This is a genomic window from Gammaproteobacteria bacterium, assembly GCA_019748175.1.
In the GTDB taxonomy this organism is placed as follows: domain Bacteria; phylum Pseudomonadota; class Gammaproteobacteria; order JAIEPX01; family JAIEPX01; genus JAIEPX01.
On record JAIEPX010000022.1, the window covers coordinates 24,164 to 45,613 of the forward strand.

Genomic DNA, 21,450 nt, shown 5'->3' on the forward strand with positions numbered 1-21,450 from the left:
CTGAACTCCGGTTGCGACAGACCTAAATACAAACTAACCGGGATTTCATACTATCAATTTATTCGAGTTATCACAATGAAAATAATATTAATCTTTCAACCTACCTAGTTTTTATGCCATTACTTACAAAAGAAGCATAGAATCAACCTACAACGAGACAGCACTTCCTTAGGGCCATGAGTAAATGCACCTAGAGCATTTTTATTGACCATGGCGGGCATCTGATGTAATACTAATAGTCCTTTTATTCAAAATTTTGGTATACGATGACTCGAATAGTGGACGATCGCTCACAGCCGGGATTCCTCGCTTGGTTAATGTGGGCACTTGGGGCGCTTTTTTACTGCTATGAATTTTTCTTACAAGTTTCCCCGAATGTCATGGTCAAAGACCTTATGTTGGCCTACAACCTCAGCGCTGCTGAAATGGGCTATCTCTCTACTTCGTATTATGTTGCCTACGCCGCGATGCAATTGCCCGTTGGGATATTATTGGATCGATTCGGAACACGTAAACCGCTCACCATTGCTGTCTTGTTATGCGCCGTCGGTGCGCTGATATTCGGGTATTCTCATGTTTTCATTTTAGCGGCCATAGGGCGTTTCCTGATTGGACTAGGATCGGCATTTGCTGCCGTCAGCGTAATGCAAATCGCAGCATGTTGGCTTCCACTCAATCGATTTGCATTAATGACAGGTCTGTTGTTAACCATTGGCATGATAGGTGCTTGGAATGGACAGGCTCCTCTTGGCATTCTAATTAATGCGATTGGTTGGCGTGAAACATTATTACTATTCGGTTTCATCGGTTGCGTTCTTGCCATGATTATTCTAATCGTTATCCGAGATAAACCGAGAACCAGTCACATAAAAACATTACAGAAAGAAGGATTTTTCGCTGGGTTAAATCACGTCGTTCATCGACCACAAAATTGGATTGTCGCTCTCTATGGCGGTTTAATGTTCTTATCAATTCCAGGTTTTGCAGGATTATGGAGTGTTACATTTTTTAGCCAATCACATACTATCGATGCGACCACGGCAGCGTTTATAGTTTCGATGATTTTTATTGGATTTGCTGTTGGCGCACCGTTGTTAGGATGGTTTTCAGATCGAATTGAACGTCGTAAACCACCTATGTTTTTCGGTACCATTGGATCGTTAATTTCCATGTGTGCCATAATTTACGGCCCTCCTCTCTCAACAACGATGTCAAGTTTATTATTTTTTAGTTTTGGATTTTTTTGCAGTGGGTTTTTGCCAGTTTTTTCTGTTGCTCGTGAAGTTAATCCTCCTGAAACATCTGCGACTACACTCGGATTTATTAATACGCTAAATACGGCTGGCGGAATGATCGCTCAACCATTAATTGGTTATTTACTCGATCTAAATTGGCACGGCCAAATGCAAGATGGTGTGCGATTTTACGATACAAACACTTATCACATTGCATTGAGTATTTTACCTATTGCAATCGCACTCTCATTGATTGTTCTATTTTTTGTTCGAGAAACACATTGTAAAGATGAATATGTGTAACTTTTTTCTGAATATTGCTAATGAGGTCATTCAATGAAATTATTTGTAAAAACACATGGCTGTGCAATGAATGAATACGATTCAAATAAAATGATGGATGTGTTGGGTGCTTCGCATCAAGTGACGCTCACTGACGATCCAGCACTCGCAGACATTTTATTATTAAACACGTGTTCTATTCGTGAAAAAGCGCAAGAAAAAGTTTTTTCAGAATTGGGCCGCTGGGCAATTTTAAAACGAAAAAAACCCTCTATGATTATTGGTGTGGGCGGATGTGTTGCTTCTCAAGAAGGACATGCTATAGCTCAACGAGCGCCTTTCGTTGATATTGTATTTGGGCCTCAGACATTACATCGCTTACCGCAATTGCTCGATTCCGCTCTAAAATCTAAAAAAGCGGTTGTGGATATTTCTTTCCCTGAAATTGAAAAATTCGATAATTTACCTGAGCCACGAGCAGAAGGTCCTTCAGCCCTCGTTTCAATTATGGAAGGCTGCAGTAAATATTGTAGTTATTGTGTGGTTCCTTACACGCGTGGTGAAGAAATCAGCCGTCCTTTTGACGATGTCATTGCGGAAATTGTGAGTTTAAGTAATCAGCACGTAAAGGAAATCACTTTACTGGGACAAAATGTCAATGATTATCGCGGAATTATGCATGATGGCGCAATCGCAGACTTAGCATTGTTAATTCATTATATCGCTGCGATTGAGGGCATCGAACGAATTCGTTATACCACCTCACATCCTTCTGCTTTTAGTGAAAATCTAATTAATGCTTACGCGTTAGAATCTAAGCTTGCGAATCATCTTCATTTACCGGTACAAAGTGGCTCTGATCGAATTTTAGCAGCCATGAAACGCGATTATACTATTTTGGAATATAAAGCAAAAATTCGAAAACTACGTGAAGTTCGTCCTGATATCTGTGTTTCTTCGGATTTTATTGTAGGGTTTCCGGGTGAGACAGACAAAGATTTTGAAGATACGTTGAATCTTATTCACGACATTGGCTTTGATACATCCTTCAGTTTTATTTACAGCCGCCGACCCGGCACACCAGCCGCCAATCTACCCGATGATGTTTCTCTAGAAACCAAACAAAAACGATTAGCGATCCTTCAAAATAGGATCCTACAAAATGCTCATCGCATTAGCGAATCAATGCTGGGTACCGAACAACGTGTACTCGTGACTGGCCCGTCTAAAAAGAGCCCTGATGAGCTCTCTGGACGCACCGAGAACAACCGCGTTGTGAATTTCAAAGCCCCCTCAGAACTGCTTGGCCAAATGGTAACCTTGAAAATTACTGAAGCACGCCCCAACTCATTAAGGGGAGAGTTATTGGGTCTGGCCTGTTGAGCGGTAGAGCCAGAAATGTGCTATATTTAATGTAAGGTATTATTGAGAGAGATTGGCTACATTGAGCAAATCGCGCAAAACAGAAAGTATTGAACTTACACCCATCGACAATCGGCGTTTAGCTGATTTGTGTGGACAGTTCGACCAGAACTTAAGACAAATTGAACGCTATCTCGGCGTAGAGATTAGTAATCGCGGACACACCTTTCATATAATCGGACCTCCGAAGCCTGTGGCTTTAGCTAAAATAGTGATAGAAAAAATCTACGCTGAAACTCAAAAACCGGGCATTAATAATTCACAAATTTATCTTATTCTTCAAAGTGAAACGAATCAAGTTGAACACCCACTTCAAAAAACGAATCATGATGTAGCGATTCAAACCGGTGAACGCAGTATTCAACCACGCAGTCAAAATCAGTACATCTATGTCGATAATATTTTAAATCATGACATTAATTTTGGAATAGGACCATCGGGTACAGGTAAAACCTATTTAGCTGTGGCAGCGGCAGTCGCTGCACTCGAGAGCGATAAAGTTCGAAGAATTGTACTCGTTCGCCCTGCAGTAGAAGCCGGTGAAAAACTAGGCTTTTTACCTGGTGATATGGCAGAAAAAGTGGATCCGTATTTACGACCTCTTTATGATGCACTTTACGAAATGTTGGGTACAGAACGCACTTTAAAATTTATTGAACATAATATTATTGAAATTGCTCCCTTAGCTTTTATGCGTGGACGCAGCCTCAACGACGCATTTATTATTTTAGATGAAAGCCAAAATACCACCAAGGAGCAAATGAAAATGTTCCTCACTCGAATTGGTTTTGGATCAAAAGTGGTAGTCACTGGCGATATCACTCAAGTTGATTTACCCAAAGATACCGAATCAGGTTTGAGACACGTAATCAAAGTATTAAAAGATATCGATGAAATTTCATTTACATTTTTCCAAGCTCATGATGTTGTTCGCCATCCTTTAGTACAACAAGTTGTAAATGCTTATGAAAAATTTGATGGAAAACTCCATGATTGATTTCAGTTTACACATAGCTACAAACCATACTAAAATTCCATCAGAAGACGATTTTACTCGGTGGATTTCTGCGGTTTTATTACCCGATCATGCTGATGCAGAAATTGCGATTCGTGTTGTGGATGAAGAAGAATCCGCGGAATTAAATCAACTATACCGAGATAAAAAAGGACCCACCAACGTATTATCTTTTACATTAGACTCTGATCCACTTGTAGGTGATATCGCGATTTGCGCTCCGGTAGTGAAAAAAGAAGCAGAATCTACTAATATCGATGAAACTGCGCATTGGGCCCATTTAACCGTTCATGCATGCTATCACTTATTAGGCTATGACCATTTAACGGAGTCTGATGCTGCTATTATGGAAAAACTTGAGATTAACAGCTTGAAATCGTTGGGATTCGAAAACCCCTACGGAGATGAGTAGTATGAGCGCAAAGACTTCACGAATAAAAAAATGGATTGAAAGACTTCGACATCTTATTACTCATGAACCTCAGAATCGTCAAGAATTAGTCGAAATTTTACAAAATGCTGAGACTCACCACATACTCGATCATGAATCTTTACGAATGATGGAAGGCGTTTTACAAGTGTCGAAAATGAAAGTACGAGATATCATGATACCTCGGAGTCAGATGATCACTATCGATAGTAATATTACCTTTGACCAAATTCTGCCCATTGCCGAAGAAAATCAACATTCTCGTTATCCTATTATCGGCGAAAATCGTGATGAGATTCTTGGAATATTATTGATCAAAGATATTCTACCCTTTTTCAAAAAACCTGCCGATTTTAAACTTTCACAAATTCTGCGACCCGTTATTTTTATTCCAGAAAGCAAACGATTAAATATCTTATTGAATGATTTTCGTATCAATCATAATCATATGGCCATAGTCGTTGACGAATATGGTGGCATTTCTGGATTAGTGACTATTGAAGACGTTCTCGAAGAAATTGTAGGTGAAATTGAAGATGAATCTGATATGGATGAGTTTAATACGCAAATAAAAAAATTAGGTGATCGTCATTTTACAGTAAAAGCACTAACTTCAATAGAAGATTTCAACTCCTATTTCAAAACTCAATTTTCTGAAGAAGAATTCGATACCATCGGCGGCCTCGTGATGAATCGTTTTGGTCACTTACCCAAACGTGGTGAATCCATTGTGATCGATAATCTTAGAATTAAAATTCTTCATGCTGATAATCGGCGAATTCGCCTGTTGAAGGTTAATGTTCATTAGGAAGCGTGCACTAGCACTATTTTTTTCCTGCTAACGGTCTCGTTTCTACTATATCTACGAGTTCAGGTTTTGCTTTCATCAGACGTAATTCACCTGCTCCTTGCATAATTCCTATTGTACTTTTTAAATCCTTATCTTGTTTAGTCGTTAAATCAGGGAAATATTTTTCTGAATTATTTTTTATTGTCGTTATTGTGTCTGTCATCGCTTTACAAAGTTGATACTCAGTTTCATTCGGGATCTTATCTTTCGTTGTAATTTTAGGCATCCAGCTGTCGTTATCAAGTCTATTCAATGGGTCTTTTAACGCATTTAATGCAAAAATATTTTTTGCTGCATACAGTTTTGGGAATGATGTCTTTTCATAGCCTTGAGCAAGAGGTAAAGCCTTATTAACAAATTCCATAGCAGCATCCAGCTTAAGCAACGTACTCTCATTTGAAGGGTCAGCACCTTCTCTCAGTTGTTGTACCCTAACTCCTAACTGATGTATTAACTGTGAGAGACTAGGAAGCTCCTCGTTTTCTAATTTCATAGGGAGTTACCTCTATACCTGTAATATACCTTAATTATAGCGTATTACTCGGCTCTTTGCCTGGCCCCTCTATGCCTTCAAATAGGGGCTTAGAAGGCTACTCCATCAGAATGCTATTTTAGATAGGTTTTACTTGAGGATTTCAATAGAAAGAACAAGATCGTATCAATATTTCATCATGTTATGAGATGACTTGATGTGAATGTTTATTTGTGCTAACTCTTCTTGAGATCGGGTTTTTGAAGCAATATAGGCTTTTGTTGTTAGAATAATATGTTCTTGTTGTTCTGAGGTGAGGTGATCAATTAAAGCGTTATTGTTGTAATTATTAGTCAGTAAAAAGGCAAGTTTCAAGATCAAGAGTCTTGGAATTTTTACATTAACAAAGGTATCAATGCATACAAAGCCAATGCCATTTGCTGTGTCTAGTCTTAATGACGTATTTTCTAGTAGCCATGCCATACATTCTACTTGTCCAAAAAAACTTGCATAATCAAGAAGAGTATTTCCTTGCATATCTTTACAAAGGAGAATGTCTTTATTATCTTCACTAAGTTTCGCAAGCAAATCTATTTGACCACCCATCGCAGCTAAGTGCATAACAGTAGCCCCATCTATTCTTTTTTGAGTTAAAAGATTTTCACCTAATAATTCTGCGCATGCATCGTATAGACCATTAAATGCTCCTAATTCCCAAGGTTCTGTCATGAGCTCAATGAATGAACCCTCTGAGCTACCTGCTTCGAAAGCCAAGGATTGCATTAATCGCGCTTTATTTAAAGGATGTTTATTGAATATTTCTGCGTCACGTAGTTTGACAGGAAGACTTTCAAAGTAGTTATCAGGTAAGGCTCTTTCAAAAACTGTTCTTCGCCAAGTGCGGCATACTGGAGCGATTGTTCGTAGTTGAGTTGGCGTGAAAAAACGAAATAGTGAACAAAGGCCATCTTGATAAAAATCATCGAAGGAAGTGGGCTGCTTTTCAGTTTTTAGAACTCTCATACTATTCCCCCTGCTCTAGAGATGGTTAAAGTTAGCAAATTATAATGTAGTTGCCTCTACAAGTCAATGATTTTCTTGCTCTTTCATGACTTATAATGGCCTTTTTATGACTAACCCTTTGATATACGTATTGCAATATGGGTCTTTAGGTTTCTGTGTTAATGTAAGAAAATACTCTTGAACTTCAAGCCTAGCATGTGCAGTTGAAGGAGGTTTGAGAAAATTAACAGTAATTTCCTTAAATATTATTATCGAATTTGCAAAACCTCTCACAACTCAAGACGGCGACGCCGTAGATTGCAACAAAGGCTGAAGTAGATCGTTATCATCTACCATTGTTACTTTATCAGTTTGATCTCGGCCTGGATTGTTATTGATTAAGACAGGTTGAAAAAAAAGTGGATTTTTTTCACGAGCAGTAATTCTTGCCCTAGTTACAACAGCCGCAAGATAGTTTTGATCAGTGTTGGGTATTACATATTTTAATATATAGACAATTAAATTATTATCAGATTTCAGATGTCCAAGAGCTACTGCTAAGAAGAATAACTTTTCTCCAATAGTTTGACGAAGACCTTGATCGATTGTACAAAGTGATTCTGTACTACAATTGAATATTTCTGATTCAGCTGTAAGAAAAGCGGGATTTCTTGATTGTAAAGGGAACTTCAATACATGTGTATTATCAGCAATCTCTCTGTATAAAGTTAATGTTAATATTGGAGAATGAGAACCTGTGACAGTTTCTTTAGTTATTTGAGCAGTAGCATAATTAATGATGATTCGATCATAAACAACTATTGTTGGGTTTATTTCTGCTCTTAGATTAGCAATATTTTGATTGAACGATATTACTGTATTTTTCTCATATTCGAAATACTCTCCTCTAATGCGGTTAAACTCGTACAAAAAAGAGTATATTGATTTTAGAATTGCCGGTACGATGATAAGATGAAAAACAATTACCTCTATGACTAGAATCGGCATAATAAAAGGAATAGTAGTGGGGAACAGAACACCTGTAATTGTCAGGAAAATAGGTGACCATACTGTTGCTATCGTGAAATAACTGAGGATCACAGCATATGCCGCTCTGAATTCTAAGCTACTTGAGAATAAATAACATGCATCCTTATAAGATCTTATCGGAGATGTAATTGCAGATCCGAGCAAATGCAAACACCGCATAAGAGTAAATAAAAATGCAAGCAAAATAATTCGGATTGTATAACTGAGGATTTGAGCTTTCGAATGAAACACCCTTTCTTTAGTATGATCAGAGCTTAGATTAGTACTAAGTTGAATTAACTGTTTTGAAGCCCAATGAGATAGTAATAATGGTAAAAATTCAGTAAATATCGCTATAACGGCCCTGATAGGAAAGATGATAAGTGTTAAGCTAAACCAAGCAGCTAAGACCACGATTCGTAGAAAGCGGTTACCTCGAGCTCTATTTTCGTGTATATACTGCTCTGGCAGTAATCTTTCTCTCATTTTCTATATCCTAAAGATGTAATCAAAGGCTTGAGCGAGCCTATCATAATATTTACATATTTTCAAGATAACAGTAACCTAAAATCAAGTAATTACTGTTTTGTGTTCGAAAGAGTTAGTTTGATGTTAATCAAATCTGGTAAACTCAGTCACACGGAGGATCTACTCTTGCAGCACTATTCAAAAGTTTTTATTGGGCTCATTGCTGTCGCAGCGGGAATGCTGACGACCTTAGCTTACGCGCCCTACTCGCTTTGGCCATTAGCCTTTGTCGGCCCGGCCATCCTTCTATTGCTTTGGCAAAATGCCTCCCCTAAAAGAGCCTTATTGACAGGCTTGATGTACGGCATAGGGCTATTTGGAACAGGAACGTGGTGGATTTTTATCAGTATGCACCAGTTTGGGCATATGGAAACGCCCTTAGCAATTCTTGCAACAATTCTTGTTGTATTTTACGAGTCTCTTTTTCCGGCAGTACAAGGTTATTTATTTTCGCGTTGGTGCAAAAACGCCAGTATTTTTGGACCGATGATTTTCTTCCCCTCAAGTTGGGTATTATTGGAATGGCTGCGAAGTTCGTTATTTACTGGTTGGCATTGGTTAGTTTTGGGATACACACAAATTGATTCACCACTTGGCGGCTACGCACCCATTTTTGGTACGTACGGAATTTCTTTTTTGATGATGTTAACAGTAGGAATTTTTGTCTGGGGACTCACTACGATATTCTCAAAATCTGAAATTACTCCATCAATGATAAAATGGCGACTGCTATTAAAAATTATTTTCATTGCTGTTCTTTGGATTAATGGTGCACTGTTGTCGATGGTTTCTTTTACCGAAACTAACGGTAAGGCTATCACGGTCAGCATGATTCAAGGAAATATCCCCCAAGAATTAAAATGGCAACCCGATCAATTAACCAATATCGTTGAGAAGTATCATGTTGAAACTCAACGCCACTGGACTAGCGATTTAATTATTTGGCCAGAAGGCGCTATTCCTGCGCTATCTACAGTTGCTGAGCCATTTTTGGATTCCCTTGCTAAAGACGCGTTGAAACACCACAGCAGTGTAATGCTAGGAATTCCGGTCGCAGAAGGTGAATATTTCTATAATGCTGTGTTACTTATTGGTGAATCTAATGGGCATTACTATAAGCGACATTTGGTACCTTTTGGTGAGTATGTTCCGTTAAAAAAATGGGTCAATCCGTTATTAGTTTCTTTGAATATCCCTATGTCTGATTTTAGTTCAGGTCCGAAGCATCAACCGCTTCTAACGGTTAAGAATATTCCGATAGCAACGTATGTTTGTTACGAGATTGTTGAGCCTGACGAGGTTCGACGAACGCTGGATAATGCAGAATTGATTGTAACGATCACTGATGATAGTTGGTTTGATGATTCAATCGCTTCAGATCAGCATTTGCAGATGGCTCGTATGCGTTCTCTTGAAAATGGTTTGCCGCAATTATTTCTTTCCAGCCGAGGCGAATCGGCGATTATTAACAGTCGCGGAAAAATTACTCACTCTCTTCCCGAACATCAAGAAGGTGTTATCACTGCAACTGTTTCGACGGTTCACGGGCAAACGCCCTGGCGCAAATTCGGCAGCTATATTATTTTAACACTCGCCTTCCTCGCCGTTTTATTTTCGCTATTACGATCAAAAAGAAAATCTTAGGCGTTGGACTGGGCAAGACAACCTTTTCAAGACCGCCGTAAATACATCCGTGTAGTCTTCGTTCGGACATCCATGTCCTCAACGATCTTGAAAAGGTAGATCTTGCCCAGTCTTCTACACTCAGTGCTAAATTCTTATTTCGCTGACTCTGGAAAGTTTTCTTAAAAAAGCGAACAGACTCAATTGGCTTTACTTGTGGCAATAAAATTAAATTATCCTGAGTCGCGTAGGCGAAGAATCCAACTTTCTTGGAGGGAAATAAAGCGCAGCGAGGGGGACCCGAGCGAGCCATTCCCGGAAAGACAGTCGGATTCTCGCGCCGATTTCGAGAGATTAAAAAATTTGTTATCGTCGAGATCGATTGATTGGTGGGGTAACGGACACGGTGGCTTGAGGGGTTTGTTGCTGATTAGGTTGTTTGTTTTCCAATTTTGGTAATTGCTTATCTTGCATATAACTAACAGAAACGTCTTTCATGAGTTTACTCGCTGCTGGAACACTGCCAGCGCCGTAAAGAATAGCAGGATCAGAAACAAGAAGACCTTGTAGCGATTTTTTCGATGTAGATGCCGGTTGACTTAAAAGCTGTCCTTTCATATCACTGACTTTCACTTGACCTTGCATCTCACCTGCTAATTTTGAAGCAGCATCAGCAGCAATATTCGCTGCTTTCAAATCATTATTATGATGCGTTAAAAATCCTAGTCTAGCAGCAGCATCACCTCGAAGGGCAAAAAATTGTTCGAACTTAAAATCGTAACCACTTAATTTAGAAATTCCAAGATAATTAAATTGTTTTTGTAATACAATAAAATCTCTATAACTCGAATAAACATGATTAAAAGCATCGTAAACATCAGGTGTTTCAATGAACACGCCATCATCTAAAATATGAACAAAGGAATCTTTTTCATTAACAGAAATCGTTTCGTTTTCTAGCCCATCCTTCAACCATTCTAAAAATTTCTCACCGATCGCGACTTCTTCGGGAACCGTAAAATCCATCGGAATATTTTCTAGCCAAAACTGCATTTCCTTTTCTTTATCAGATAAATATTTTCTCAATAATTTTTTCAGTAAACCTAAATCACCAGCCCAATCTTCATGGCCTGTTAATACTGCAATCCACATATCAAAAATGCGAGGATGAGAAGCTAACCAACGTAATCCTAATTCCGGCATTACACGTTGTGCGAGTAACGGATTTGCAGAATTTAAAAATGCTTCACGATAACCACCGTATTCACGAATTTTATAAAATTGAGCGCCCTGCTCTACTAACGATCCAGAAAACGGACACCACTCATCAATGTAAATTCCATTTTCATCCGAGACCATCACTTTTTGAGTGGCGATTACTTTTACCAAGTCAGCTAATAACGCCATACTAAAAACGGCATAAATATAAATAGGTTGAGGCTTGGTAGGTGATGTTTCAAATAATACTTGTAAGCTTATCAGTGCATGACGTAATCCTTCTTGCATAATGCCAGAAAGATGTTCTCGATATTGGATGGGGAGTATTTGAGCAAACTCAACAAAATTATCCACGAGCTTTGTGTACAGAACTTCAAAATGCTCATCAGGCATAGCGACAAGTTCTTTGATTTTTTTTAAATAAGAACTTCGTGTAGGGTCAACCAGCAGTTGATCAGCATTACGAACAGTGAATAGGCTTTGAGCGGTATAGTCAGGTGCAGTAATTTTTTTATTACTAAATAACTCAGATAAATCTGAACTCAAAGAACTCATGGAAATACCTCAAAACAAAATGAACCTTAATAATACACTTTAAACCCTATTCTCTCAAGGCAACGAGCGGAGAATAACTCTAGCCTATTATAGTCGATAAAACGGGATAAAACGGCGTCAGACCCTGACTATGAGAGGCTTGCTCAAAGGCCGCCTAAAACTTCAGTATTATTTATCAATTATTTACTAGATAAAAGTGTTTATTAGAGCATGATACTTGCTAAATTTTATGACTCAGGTATGCTTATGATCTGCAATAACGAGACGATATCATGGATACGAGTTACGAGCCTAAAGCCTTAGAGTCCAGTGCGCAAGCTTACTGGGATGAACATCACACATTCGAAGCTAAAGAAGACCTCAACACAGAAAAATTTTATTGTCTTTCCATGCTCCCCTACCCCAGTGGTGAACTCCACATGGGGCACGTCCGAAACTACACCATCGGTGATGTCATCAGCCGATATCAGCGAATGCAGGGGAAAAACGTCCTACAACCGATGAGTTGGGATGCTTTTGGTTTACCCGCTGAAAACGCTGCGTTGCAAAATAAATTAGCCCCTTCTAGTTGGACTCGACAAAATATTGCTGATATGTCTGAACAATTAAAAAAATTAGGATTTGCAATTGATTGGAAACGCGAATACGCCACGTGTGATCCTGATTATTATCAGTGGGAACAATGGCTATTTATTCGCATGTATAAAAAAGGTCTCGCCTATCAAAAAGAAGCGGAAGTTAATTGGGATCCTGTCGATCTTACGGTTTTAGCAAACGAACAAGTGGTTGATGGTCTTGGATGGCGCTCAGGTGCACCTGTTGAACGACGAAAAATACGACAGTGGTTTTTGAAAATTACAGACTACGCTGATGAATTGCTCGATAATCTTGATTCATTAGCGGGCTGGCCTGAACAGGTTCGAACGATGCAACGTAATTGGATCGGTCGATCTGAAGGTGTAGAAATTGATTTTTCACTCGTCAATCGTGATGATAAACTCACGGTGTATACAACACGACCCGATACATTATTTGGCGTAACGTATGTTGCAATAGCTCCTGATCATCCCTTGGCTCAAGAAGCAGCAAAAGATAATGCCGCTATAACGACTTTCCTTGAAGAGTGCAAGCATCTCAAAGTTGCTGAAGCTGAAATGGCTACTCTTCAGAAAAAAGGTGTCCCCACTAATTTTAAAGTGATTAATCCGATCAATGACGAACAAATCCCTATTTGGATTGCCAATTACGTTTTGATGGAATACGGCTCTGGTGCCGTAATGGCAGTACCCGCTCACGATGAACGCGATTTTCATTTTGCAACCTACTACAAACTTCCATTACGCCCTGTCATTAAATCCGATGAAAAATCCTGGGATTATTCAGAGAATGCTTTTACAACAACAGGTACGCTCATCGATAGTGGCGAATTTACAGGATTGCATTCGACCGACGCACTCATTGCAATTGCAAAACGTCTCGTAGAAAAAAAATGCGGACGTATAAAAACTCATTATCGACTTCGTGACTGGGGAATCTCAAGACAACGTTACTGGGGTGCACCTATCCCGATGATTTATTGCTCACATTGCGGCATTGTTCCTGTTCCAGAAAAAGATTTGCCTGTTATTTTGCCTACGGGTATTGTTTTACAAAATCCCGGCTCACCGCTTGCGACACTGGATAATTTTATCAATGTGCAATGCCCTGAGTGTGGGAGTCAAGCTAAACGCGAAACAGATACTTTCGATACATTCATGGAATCTTCCTGGTATTACGCGCGTGATTCTTGCCCTAATCAAACAAAAGCAATGTTAGATGATAGAGCAAAATATTGGACACCCGTTGATCAGTATATAGGTGGGGTTGAACACGCAATAATGCACCTGCTCTATGCTCGTTTTATTCATAAAGTATTACGTGACGAAAACTTGCTCAATTCTGATGAGCCCTTCACACACTTATTAACTCAAGGAATGGTATTAAAAGATGGCAGTAAAATGTCTAAATCTAAAGGCAATACCGTTTCTCCTAAAGCCTATATAGAAAAATACGGCGCTGATACTATTCGATTATTTATTCTATTTGCCTCCCCTCCGGAACAATCACTTGAATGGTCTGATGCTGGTGTTGAAGGAGCCCATCGATTTATTAAACGTGTTTGGACCTACTGCCAAGAGGTTGCAGACCCCGTGCGGATAGCCAATGAAAATGATCCAAGAGAATTTGATTGGACTCACGTTGGTGAGGATATTCGCTCAACTCGACGAAAAATGCATTTAATTTTGCAGCAAGCCAATTATGATATGGAACGATTGCAATTTAATACGGTAGTTTCTGCAACAATGAAACTTTTTAATATGCTACTCGAATTAAAACCTTCTGATACACTCAATACTGCATTAATTCGTGAAGGCGTGGGTAAATTATTGCGACTTTTAGCCCCTATTACTCCCCATTTTACTCATCATTTGTGGCAACAGCTTGGGTTTGGTGACAACATTGCCAATGCGCGATGGCCTCGCGTCAATAATAAAGCAATTAAAGCAGAAACCTTCACTTTAGTGGTTCAGGTCAATGGTAAACGCCGAGCAGAAATTTCTGTCCCGATTGACAGTGAATCTTCCTTTATTGAAACTAGCGCGCTCAATCATGATAAAGTCAAAGAATCGATCGGTAATCAAATACCTAAAAAAATTATTGTGGTTCCTGGGCGTCTTGTGAATATAGTAGTATAAAATAATGAAATCTACTATTCAGAAAATCACCTCATTCATCCTGATTCTAGAATGTCTATTTTTGCTGGGTTGTGGATTTCAATTGCGAGATCAAAATACATTACCTCTCTCATTGAAATCTCTCGAAGTCGTAAGTGAAAAACCCTACGATCAATTTACCAAACAATTAAAATACAAACTTGTGTTGTTAAACAATCAGGCGCCCGATGTCAAAAGTAATACACAATTAATTATTCATCAACATCACTTAAGTTACCGCATGCCTATTATTGGCAGCAGTCAGCAAACGCGGATTTATCGTTATACATTTCTTTTAGAATACTCCCTGATGGTGAATAATCATATCGTGATAAAACACAGAAAAATTACATTGAACAAACTACTGACACTCAATGAAAATGCTTTACTAACAACAAATAACCAATTGGAATTATTGACTGTTGAAATTCAACAAGCAGCGATTGATCAACTCATTAACGAACTTAAATCACCTAAGCTTGCGTCAAAATATGATGTTAAAATTAGTTCTGAAGATGAATCTGATGAACTCAATTCTATCAACTCGCAGGAGGTGCCAAACTCATGAAAATCAATCCTAATCAATTGCAGGCTCAGCTATTGCAAGGTTTATCTCCAGTGTACTTAATTGGCGGTGATGATCCTCTACTCGTACTCGAATCGCGTGATAAAATTATTCAGCATGCTCAATCACAAGGCTACACAGAAAGACAAGCTTTTCAAGCAGGTAGCGATTTTAATTGGGATACTCTACTCGCTGAAATTAGTAATCAGTCACTTTTTAGTTCAAAAACAATTATCGAACTCCGCATTCCCTCGGGAAAACCAGGAAAACAAGGTTCTGCTGCAATTGAAACATTTTTAGAGAACATCCCACGTGATAAACTTTTACTTATCATTACACCTAAATTGGATGCCTCCCAACAAAAAACAAAATGGCTTAAAGCAATAGAAAAAAAAGGGCTTTATATTCCTATTTGGCCAATAGAAAGAGCGAATTTACCGGGTTGGATTAAACAGCGATTACAACGTGAAGGTCTGAGCACCTCACCAGAAGGTGTTGGGGTTTTAGTCGATCAAACCCAAGGAAATTTATTAGCCTGCGATCAGGAAATTACTAAATTGCGCTTGCTTTACGGCGAAAAAAAATTATCGCCTGAAGAAATTAATGACGCTGTTGGTGACCAGGCTCGATTTGATTTGTATCAATTAATTGATCAGGCACTTATTGGAGAATCAGAAACAACTGTCCGAATCCTATCTCAACTACAGGAAGCCGGCACTGAACCTACCCTACTTTTATGGTCAATTACGCGTGAAATTCGTCAACTGATACAACTTCAGTCACTCATGACACGTGGCGAAACTTTTGATAATGCGTGCAATAAATTATTTGTGTGGAAAAATCGCCAACCGCTTTATCAAAAAGCCTTACGCAGATTAACACAACCTGAACTGACTCAAGCACTGCAACGAGCCTCAGAAATTGATTTAATGATTAAAGGATTGCAGTCTGGAAATGTTTGGTTAGCATTGAACGAATTGCTCCTTTCAATCGCAGGCACAACATTAGTCACTTCGGAAGAAAAATGTTAATAGGATTATTAGGTGGAACATTTGATCCAGTTCATTATGGGCATCTCCATGTTGCAAAATGTGTATTAAATCAACTCTCTCTCGATGAAATTCGCCTTCTCCCCTGCTACCATCCAGTCCATCGTCCCGAACCTAAAGCAAGCCCCGAAGATCGACTCGCCATGACAAAATTAGCGTGCGATAAATTAGCTAAAATCACCGTGGATGAGCATGAGATTAAGCGCGGAGGACCTTCGTATATGATTGATACCCTTCGCGATTTAAAAAAAGAAAATCCACAGCACCATTATTGTCTTATATTGGGCAAAGATGCCTTCGATGGGTTTCACCAATGGCATGAATGGAAACATATTTTAGATTATTGCCATTTAATTATTGTCTCGCGTCCGAGTACTGCAACAGAATACCCTGATATTCTTAAATCCTTCATTGAAAAACACAGCACAAATTTAATATCAGAATTATCAAAACTATCTTGCGGAAAAATTTTATTTTGTTCCATACCGCCATTAGAAATATCGGCAACACAATTACGTTCACAACTCGCTCAAAAAAACTATGACGTCTCTATTATTCCTGCGCCTGTATGCCTTTATATACAACAACATAGCCTTTATTCAGCATCTTCCGGTCAATAATAATAGGTCTTTTGGTCACTCAATGCCCTATTTTCGTCGGGAATTGTTATTGACAATATATTTAATTATGATTAACTTTGCATTTTTATCAACTTAAGGGAATTACTGATGAATAAGGCAAGGATGGCGATCACTGTCGCTTTAGCACTTTCTTCCAGTTTGGCATTAGCTGATGGTTTTCAATTTCAAAAAGGGTTCTATATTGGAGCTAATACTGGCGCCTCTTTTGTAACCGGGCAAACGTACGATGAACTTCGACTTGATAATTTATACCCTAGCTTTTTAGCTGGCACTAAAACCATTTTTCGTGATGAAGCTAGTGCTCGAGGTTATAGTGGTGGAGCATTCTTAGGATGGAATTTCTACGCAGATCGTGAGTACATTTATGGTTTTGAAATTTCGGGTAATGCTTACTCAAATCGAGCCCATCACACAACGTGGAGTATAGGACAGTATAATGGGGGCGTGGTCCTAGCTAATGTTTTGAACTTTGATCAAAGCTGGGATATGAGATACTCTGCAGATCTGACATTTCATCCAGGCGTGTTTATTAGCGAATCTACCGCACTCTATGGAATTCTCGGAGCTTCCATTGCTGAAATTAGCACTAACTTCAAAGAGTCTGGCCGCCACCAGAATAATGAGGAATCTAATACCCTCTATGGCTTTGTGTTAGGTGCGGGTATTCAGAAACAACTCTGTGACCGTTTCAGCATGTTTGTATCTTATCAATATACTTACTATGGTGATCCTTCTCTACGCGATCATCACATCCCTATCCCTGTAGTACCTGCTCTTCGACAAGTCAGAGAAGATGATTTTAATGGCGTTCATCACCGTACGCTTACTCTTGATACCAATGTCTTCAAACTTGGCTTACTCTATACGTTCTAATTCGTCTATAGTAGTTCCCGCCTAGCGGGAACTACTTTCTCCTACTTCCCACCTCTTGTATTCTACTTTCTGGTAATAATATGCTAAGATTCCTGTTTTTTATTATTCTTTAAAGGCTAACCAATGGAACCAGAACAACTCAAACAATTAGTACTTTCAGTACTTGATGATTACAAGGCGCTCAATGTTGTTGAAATCGACGTGAGGAAATTAACCTCTATCGCTGATACCATGATTATTTGCAGTGGAACATCAACACGTCATTTAAAAACGATGTCAGAACAAGTTGTTAAACGAGCTAAAGAAAATGGTGTAATTCCTCTAGGCGTTGAGGGAGAAGATTCTGCAGAATGGATTCTCGTGGATCTATCGGATGTAATCGTACATATCATGCAACCTTCTGCACGTGAATTTTACAGTCTCGAAAAGCTGTGGACTGCTGTCGAAGAAGTGCGTGAGAAACATGGCCATTAAATTGCTTGCCGTGGGTCGAAATATGCCCAACTGGGTCAACGAAGCGTTTCAAGATTATGTTAAACGATTGCCTACCGAATACGCGATAGATATTCTTGAAATTCGCCCCGAAGTTCGTGGTAAAAATGAGAATATCGCGAAAATCATCGAACGGGAAGGTGAAAAGATTCTCAAGGCGGTACCCGATCAACATGTTATTATTGCATTGGATGAACGGGGTACTTCTTGGAATACACAACAATTAGCAACACAACTGAAACGATGGCGTGAAGAGCAAATGAAAATTTGTCTAATCATTGGCGGACCTGATGGTTTATCAGATGCTTGTAGGCAACGAGCCCAGCAAATATGGTCATTATCGCCGCTCACCTTGCCTCATCCACTGGTGCGTGTCATTATTGCAGAGCAAATTTATCGTGCTTGGAGTATATTAACTAATCATCCTTATCATCGAGCGTAATTGACATGGCACCGCGCCTCACAATTAAAAACTACCATTCAGAAACAAATTTGTTCACGCAGCGCGTGTTTAGTGCCGCAATAATTATTCTCATACTGACTTTTTGTTTAGTAGCGCGACTCTTTTATTTACAAATTATGCAACATAATCGCTATACAACGCTCTCATTGCAAAATCAACAAGTACTCATTCCCATAGAACCCAATCGTGGACTTATTTACGATCGCAATGGTGTGTTATTGGCTGAAAATATTCCCAGTTTTAGTTTGGATATTATTCCTGACCACGTTCCTAATATTCGTAAAACACTAACAGATTTACGCACTCTTTTTGATATTGATGATGATACTGTACAGCAATTTTACAAACAACGCCGCCAACATCGATCCTTCGAACCTGTCTCTTTGAAATTGAATCTTACTGATGATGAAGTAGCGCGGTTTTATGTGAATCTTTTTCGATTTCCAGGTGTTACGATCAACGCTCGTTTATTACGCAATTATCCTTTAGGACCTGATAGTGTGACGGTGCTCGGTTATGTTGGACGCATCAATGAAAAAGAATTAAAAGAAATTGATACCGCAAATTATAGTGCTTCAAACTACATTGGTAAAATCGGTATAGAGCATTTTTATGAAGACGAATTGCACGGAAGTGTGGGCTACAATCAAGTGGAAGTGAATGCTTCTGGCCAAATAGTCAGAGTTCTGAAGCGTTTTCCTCCTATCCCAGGTGATAATCTTTATTTAAGTATCGATAGTAAATTACAGCATGTTGCGCATCAAGCTTTTGAAGGTGAACGTGGAGGATTAGTTGCAATAGATCCTACCACAGGAAAAGTCTTAGCGATGGTGAGTCATCCCAATTATGATCCTAATTTATTTGTGAATGGAATTAGTAATAGTGACTATCAACAATTACGAGAAGCCTCTGATAGACCACTCTACAATCGCGCTGTGAGAGGTCAGTATCCTTTTGGTTCAACGATTAAACCTTTTTTTGCGTTACAGGGTCTCAATGAAGAAGTGCTATCTGCAGAAGACAGTATTTATTGTAACGGCTATTTTCAATTACCAGGAGTCTCAAGACAATGGCGTGACTGGAACCATAAAAAAGGAGGACATGGTCATACAGATATGCACGATGCCATCATGCAATCCTGTGATATTTATTTTTACACGCTAGCTCAAAAAATGGGCATCACAAAAATGGATGATATACTACATCAATTTGGTTTTGGAGAATTGACACATATCGATATGCACGAAGAAATTTCTGGTGTTGTTGCTTCACCTGACTGGAAGAGAAAAACACAACATACTCGCTGGTATCCCGGTGATACTATTATCTCTGGCATAGGGCAAGGATTTATGTTGGCGACACCAATACAGCTCGCCAGTGCAACAGCCACACTTTCACAACGTGGAATTCGTTATCAACCACAATTGCTACACAAAGTTGAAAAACCAACAGGCCAAATTATTACTCAAGCCCCAATTCTAAAAAAACCGGTCATTATGAAAGTTGAAGAAGACTGGGATGTTGTGATTAATGCAATGAAAGATGTGATCAGCAGTCCTCAGGGCACAGCGTATGTTAAATTTGGCCATCCTGACCTGTATACAGCCGCGGGTAAAACAGGAACGGCTCAAGTCTTCAGGCCTTCACATCTATCGGATAAAAAAGATGAAGAAGTGGAAGAAAAATATCGCGATAATTCGCTATTTATTGCATTTGCGCCCGTAGAAAAACCTCAAATAGCCGTTGCAGTTATTGCGGAGAATTCTCATGCGGCTGCTAAAGTGGCCCGCGCAGTACTCGATGCTTTTTTTATCAGGAGTTCCGATGAATAAAAGTGCAAAAAAATATATCCAAACGATGAATGATTCCTTCTGGAATTCTATACATATAGATTTAACATTATTAGGTTTGATTACCATTCTTATGGCTGTAGGATTAATCATACTATACAGTGCTGGTAGCCAGAGTCTTTCACAATTATCAAGTCAAGCTATTCGACTCGGCATAGCATTATTTGTCATGCTGGTATTTGCACAAATTCCCCCAAATAAATATTATAAATGGATTCCCATTGTTTTTATTATCGGTATTTTACTTTTAGTTGCTGTTGATATTGTAGGTCACATTGGTAAAGGGGCTCAGCGTTGGTTAAGTTTAGGAGTTGTTCGATTTCAACCCTCTGAAATAATGAAATTAGCAGCACCCATGATTTTAGCCTGGTATTTACACGATAAACCTCTTCCACCTTCGCTTAAAATTTTATTCTTCAGTATCACAATGCTGATACTTCCTGTTTTGCTCGTTGCAAAACAACCTGATCTTGGAACAGCTATTTTAATTTTAGCAGCAGGGGCATCCGTACTACTCCTTGCGGGGTTGGGATGGCGGTTAATTGCTATTGCGACAGGAGTAGTGTTGGCGAGCCTTCCTGCCGTCTGGTATTTTTTACACGATTTTCAGCGTAAGCGTGTTCTGACTCTTTTCGATCCTGAACGAGATCCACTCGGCTCTGGCTATCATATTATTCAATCTAAAATTGCTATTGGATCTGGGGGGCTGTTTGGTAAAGGCTGGTTAAACGGAACTCAATCTCACTTACAATTTTTACCAGAACATTCTACTGATTTTATTTTTGCAGTAGCTGGCGAAGAATTTGGTTTTATGGGGAGTTTTGCCCTCATAATTTTACTACTCGCGATTGTGGGGCGAGGCTTATATATTAGCCTTCAAGCCCAAGATACCTTTTCTCGATTATTAGCCGGAAGTATCACGCTTACTTTCTTTATTTGTTTTTTCGTCAACATGGGGATGGTTAGCGGAATTTTACCTGTTGTTGGAATTCCATTACCTTTAGTGAGTTATGGTGGAACTTCTATGGTTACGATTATGGCTGGATTTGGTATGTTAATGTCTATTCATACTCATCGACAACTCATTCGACGGTAGCCTAATT

Annotated in this window: 19 protein-coding genes; 15 read left to right on the top strand and 4 right to left on the bottom strand. The window is 39.1% G+C overall.

Features of this window, described 5'->3' with window-relative positions; genetic code table 11:
* Nucleotides 1-266 precede the first annotated feature (266 nt).
* The 5 genes from K2X50_09325 to K2X50_09345 all read left to right on the top strand — a co-directional run bounded on the left by K2X50_09325 (nucleotide 267) and on the right by K2X50_09345 (nucleotide 5,192).
* Complete coding sequence (locus tag K2X50_09325; protein ID MBX9587445.1) at nucleotides 267-1,538, top strand: MFS transporter; 1,272 nt, start codon at nucleotides 267-269, stop codon at nucleotides 1,536-1,538.
* 33 nt (nucleotides 1,539-1,571) lie between these two features.
* On the top strand, nucleotides 1,572-2,900 hold the full coding sequence (gene miaB / locus K2X50_09330) for a tRNA (N6-isopentenyl adenosine(37)-C2)-methylthiotransferase MiaB (GenBank protein MBX9587446.1): 1,329 nt from the start codon (nucleotides 1,572-1,574) through the stop codon (nucleotides 2,898-2,900).
* A gap of 61 nt (nucleotides 2,901-2,961) precedes the next feature.
* Nucleotides 2,962-3,936, top strand: coding sequence for a PhoH family protein (locus K2X50_09335; protein ID MBX9587447.1), 975 nt, complete (start codon nucleotides 2,962-2,964; stop codon nucleotides 3,934-3,936).
* Nucleotides 3,929-4,366 carry an rRNA maturation RNase YbeY gene (gene ybeY, locus K2X50_09340; protein MBX9587448.1) on the top strand — a complete coding sequence of 146 codons (438 nt, stop codon included), beginning with the start codon at nucleotides 3,929-3,931 and terminating at the stop codon, nucleotides 4,364-4,366. Before K2X50_09335 ends, ybeY begins: the two co-directional genes overlap by 8 nt.
* Nucleotides 4,359-5,192, top strand: coding sequence for a CBS domain-containing protein (locus tag K2X50_09345; GenBank protein ID MBX9587449.1), 834 nt, complete (start codon nucleotides 4,359-4,361; stop codon nucleotides 5,190-5,192). Before ybeY ends, K2X50_09345 begins: the two co-directional genes overlap by 8 nt.
* Nucleotides 5,193-5,208: 16 nt before the next feature.
* On the opposite strand, the gene K2X50_09350 is transcribed toward K2X50_09345, so the two are convergent.
* From K2X50_09350 to K2X50_09360, 3 genes are all read right to left on the bottom strand, one after another.
* Nucleotides 5,209-5,727 carry a hypothetical protein gene (locus K2X50_09350; protein MBX9587450.1) on the bottom strand — a complete coding sequence of 173 codons (519 nt, stop codon included), beginning with the start codon at nucleotides 5,725-5,727 and terminating at the stop codon, nucleotides 5,209-5,211.
* 165 nt (nucleotides 5,728-5,892) lie between these two features.
* Nucleotides 5,893-6,729, bottom strand: coding sequence for an ankyrin repeat domain-containing protein (locus K2X50_09355; GenBank protein MBX9587451.1), 837 nt, complete (start codon nucleotides 6,727-6,729; stop codon nucleotides 5,893-5,895).
* A gap of 276 nt (nucleotides 6,730-7,005) precedes the next feature.
* Entirely contained in the window at nucleotides 7,006-8,223 is a 1,218-nt protein-coding gene (locus K2X50_09360) for a hypothetical protein (protein ID MBX9587452.1), read from the bottom strand.
* Nucleotides 8,224-8,346: 123 nt separating this feature from the next.
* Here K2X50_09360 and lnt point away from each other — a divergent pair, with 123 nt between their 5' ends.
* Nucleotides 8,347-9,909: an apolipoprotein N-acyltransferase gene (gene lnt, locus K2X50_09365; protein ID MBX9587453.1), complete on the top strand. Its 1,563-nt coding sequence runs from the start codon at nucleotides 8,347-8,349 to the stop codon at nucleotides 9,907-9,909.
* A gap of 345 nt (nucleotides 9,910-10,254) precedes the next feature.
* Here lnt and K2X50_09370 read toward each other — a convergent pair whose 3' ends face one another.
* Nucleotides 10,255-11,661 (bottom strand): TraI domain-containing protein, encoded by a 1,407-nt coding sequence (locus K2X50_09370; GenBank protein MBX9587454.1) that lies wholly within the window; start codon nucleotides 11,659-11,661, stop codon nucleotides 10,255-10,257.
* 272 nt (nucleotides 11,662-11,933) lie between these two features.
* On the opposite strand from K2X50_09370, the gene leuS reads away from it, so the two are divergent.
* The 9 genes from leuS to rodA all read left to right on the top strand — a co-directional run bounded on the left by leuS (nucleotide 11,934) and on the right by rodA (nucleotide 21,443).
* On the top strand, nucleotides 11,934-14,396 hold the full coding sequence (gene leuS, locus K2X50_09375; protein ID MBX9587455.1) for a leucine--tRNA ligase: 2,463 nt from the start codon (nucleotides 11,934-11,936) through the stop codon (nucleotides 14,394-14,396).
* A 4-nt stretch (nucleotides 14,397-14,400) separates the two neighbouring features.
* Nucleotides 14,401-14,982 (top strand): hypothetical protein, encoded by a 582-nt coding sequence (locus K2X50_09380; GenBank protein ID MBX9587456.1) that lies wholly within the window; start codon nucleotides 14,401-14,403, stop codon nucleotides 14,980-14,982.
* On the top strand, nucleotides 14,979-16,010 hold the full coding sequence (holA, locus tag K2X50_09385; GenBank protein ID MBX9587457.1) for a DNA polymerase III subunit delta: 1,032 nt from the start codon (nucleotides 14,979-14,981) through the stop codon (nucleotides 16,008-16,010). Before K2X50_09380 ends, holA begins: the two co-directional genes overlap by 4 nt.
* Nucleotides 16,004-16,648 carry a nicotinate-nucleotide adenylyltransferase gene (gene nadD, locus K2X50_09390; GenBank protein MBX9587458.1) on the top strand — a complete coding sequence of 215 codons (645 nt, stop codon included), beginning with the start codon at nucleotides 16,004-16,006 and terminating at the stop codon, nucleotides 16,646-16,648. Before holA ends, nadD begins: the two co-directional genes overlap by 7 nt.
* 108 nt (nucleotides 16,649-16,756) lie before the next feature.
* On the top strand, nucleotides 16,757-17,542 hold the full coding sequence (locus K2X50_09395) for an outer membrane beta-barrel protein (protein ID MBX9587459.1): 786 nt from the start codon (nucleotides 16,757-16,759) through the stop codon (nucleotides 17,540-17,542).
* 123 nt (nucleotides 17,543-17,665) lie between these two features.
* Nucleotides 17,666-18,016 carry a ribosome silencing factor gene (gene rsfS, locus K2X50_09400; GenBank protein ID MBX9587460.1) on the top strand — a complete coding sequence of 117 codons (351 nt, stop codon included), beginning with the start codon at nucleotides 17,666-17,668 and terminating at the stop codon, nucleotides 18,014-18,016.
* Nucleotides 18,006-18,476 carry a 23S rRNA (pseudouridine(1915)-N(3))-methyltransferase RlmH gene (gene rlmH, locus K2X50_09405; protein MBX9587461.1) on the top strand — a complete coding sequence of 157 codons (471 nt, stop codon included), beginning with the start codon at nucleotides 18,006-18,008 and terminating at the stop codon, nucleotides 18,474-18,476. The genes rsfS and rlmH overlap by 11 nt, the downstream gene beginning before the upstream one ends.
* A gap of 5 nt (nucleotides 18,477-18,481) precedes the next feature.
* Nucleotides 18,482-20,329, top strand: coding sequence for a penicillin-binding protein 2 (gene mrdA, locus K2X50_09410; protein MBX9587462.1), 1,848 nt, complete (start codon nucleotides 18,482-18,484; stop codon nucleotides 20,327-20,329).
* A 25-nt stretch (nucleotides 20,330-20,354) separates the two neighbouring features.
* Entirely contained in the window at nucleotides 20,355-21,443 is a 1,089-nt protein-coding gene (rodA, locus tag K2X50_09415) for a rod shape-determining protein RodA (protein ID MBX9587463.1), read from the top strand.
* The last annotated feature ends 7 nt before the right edge of the window (nucleotides 21,444-21,450 follow it).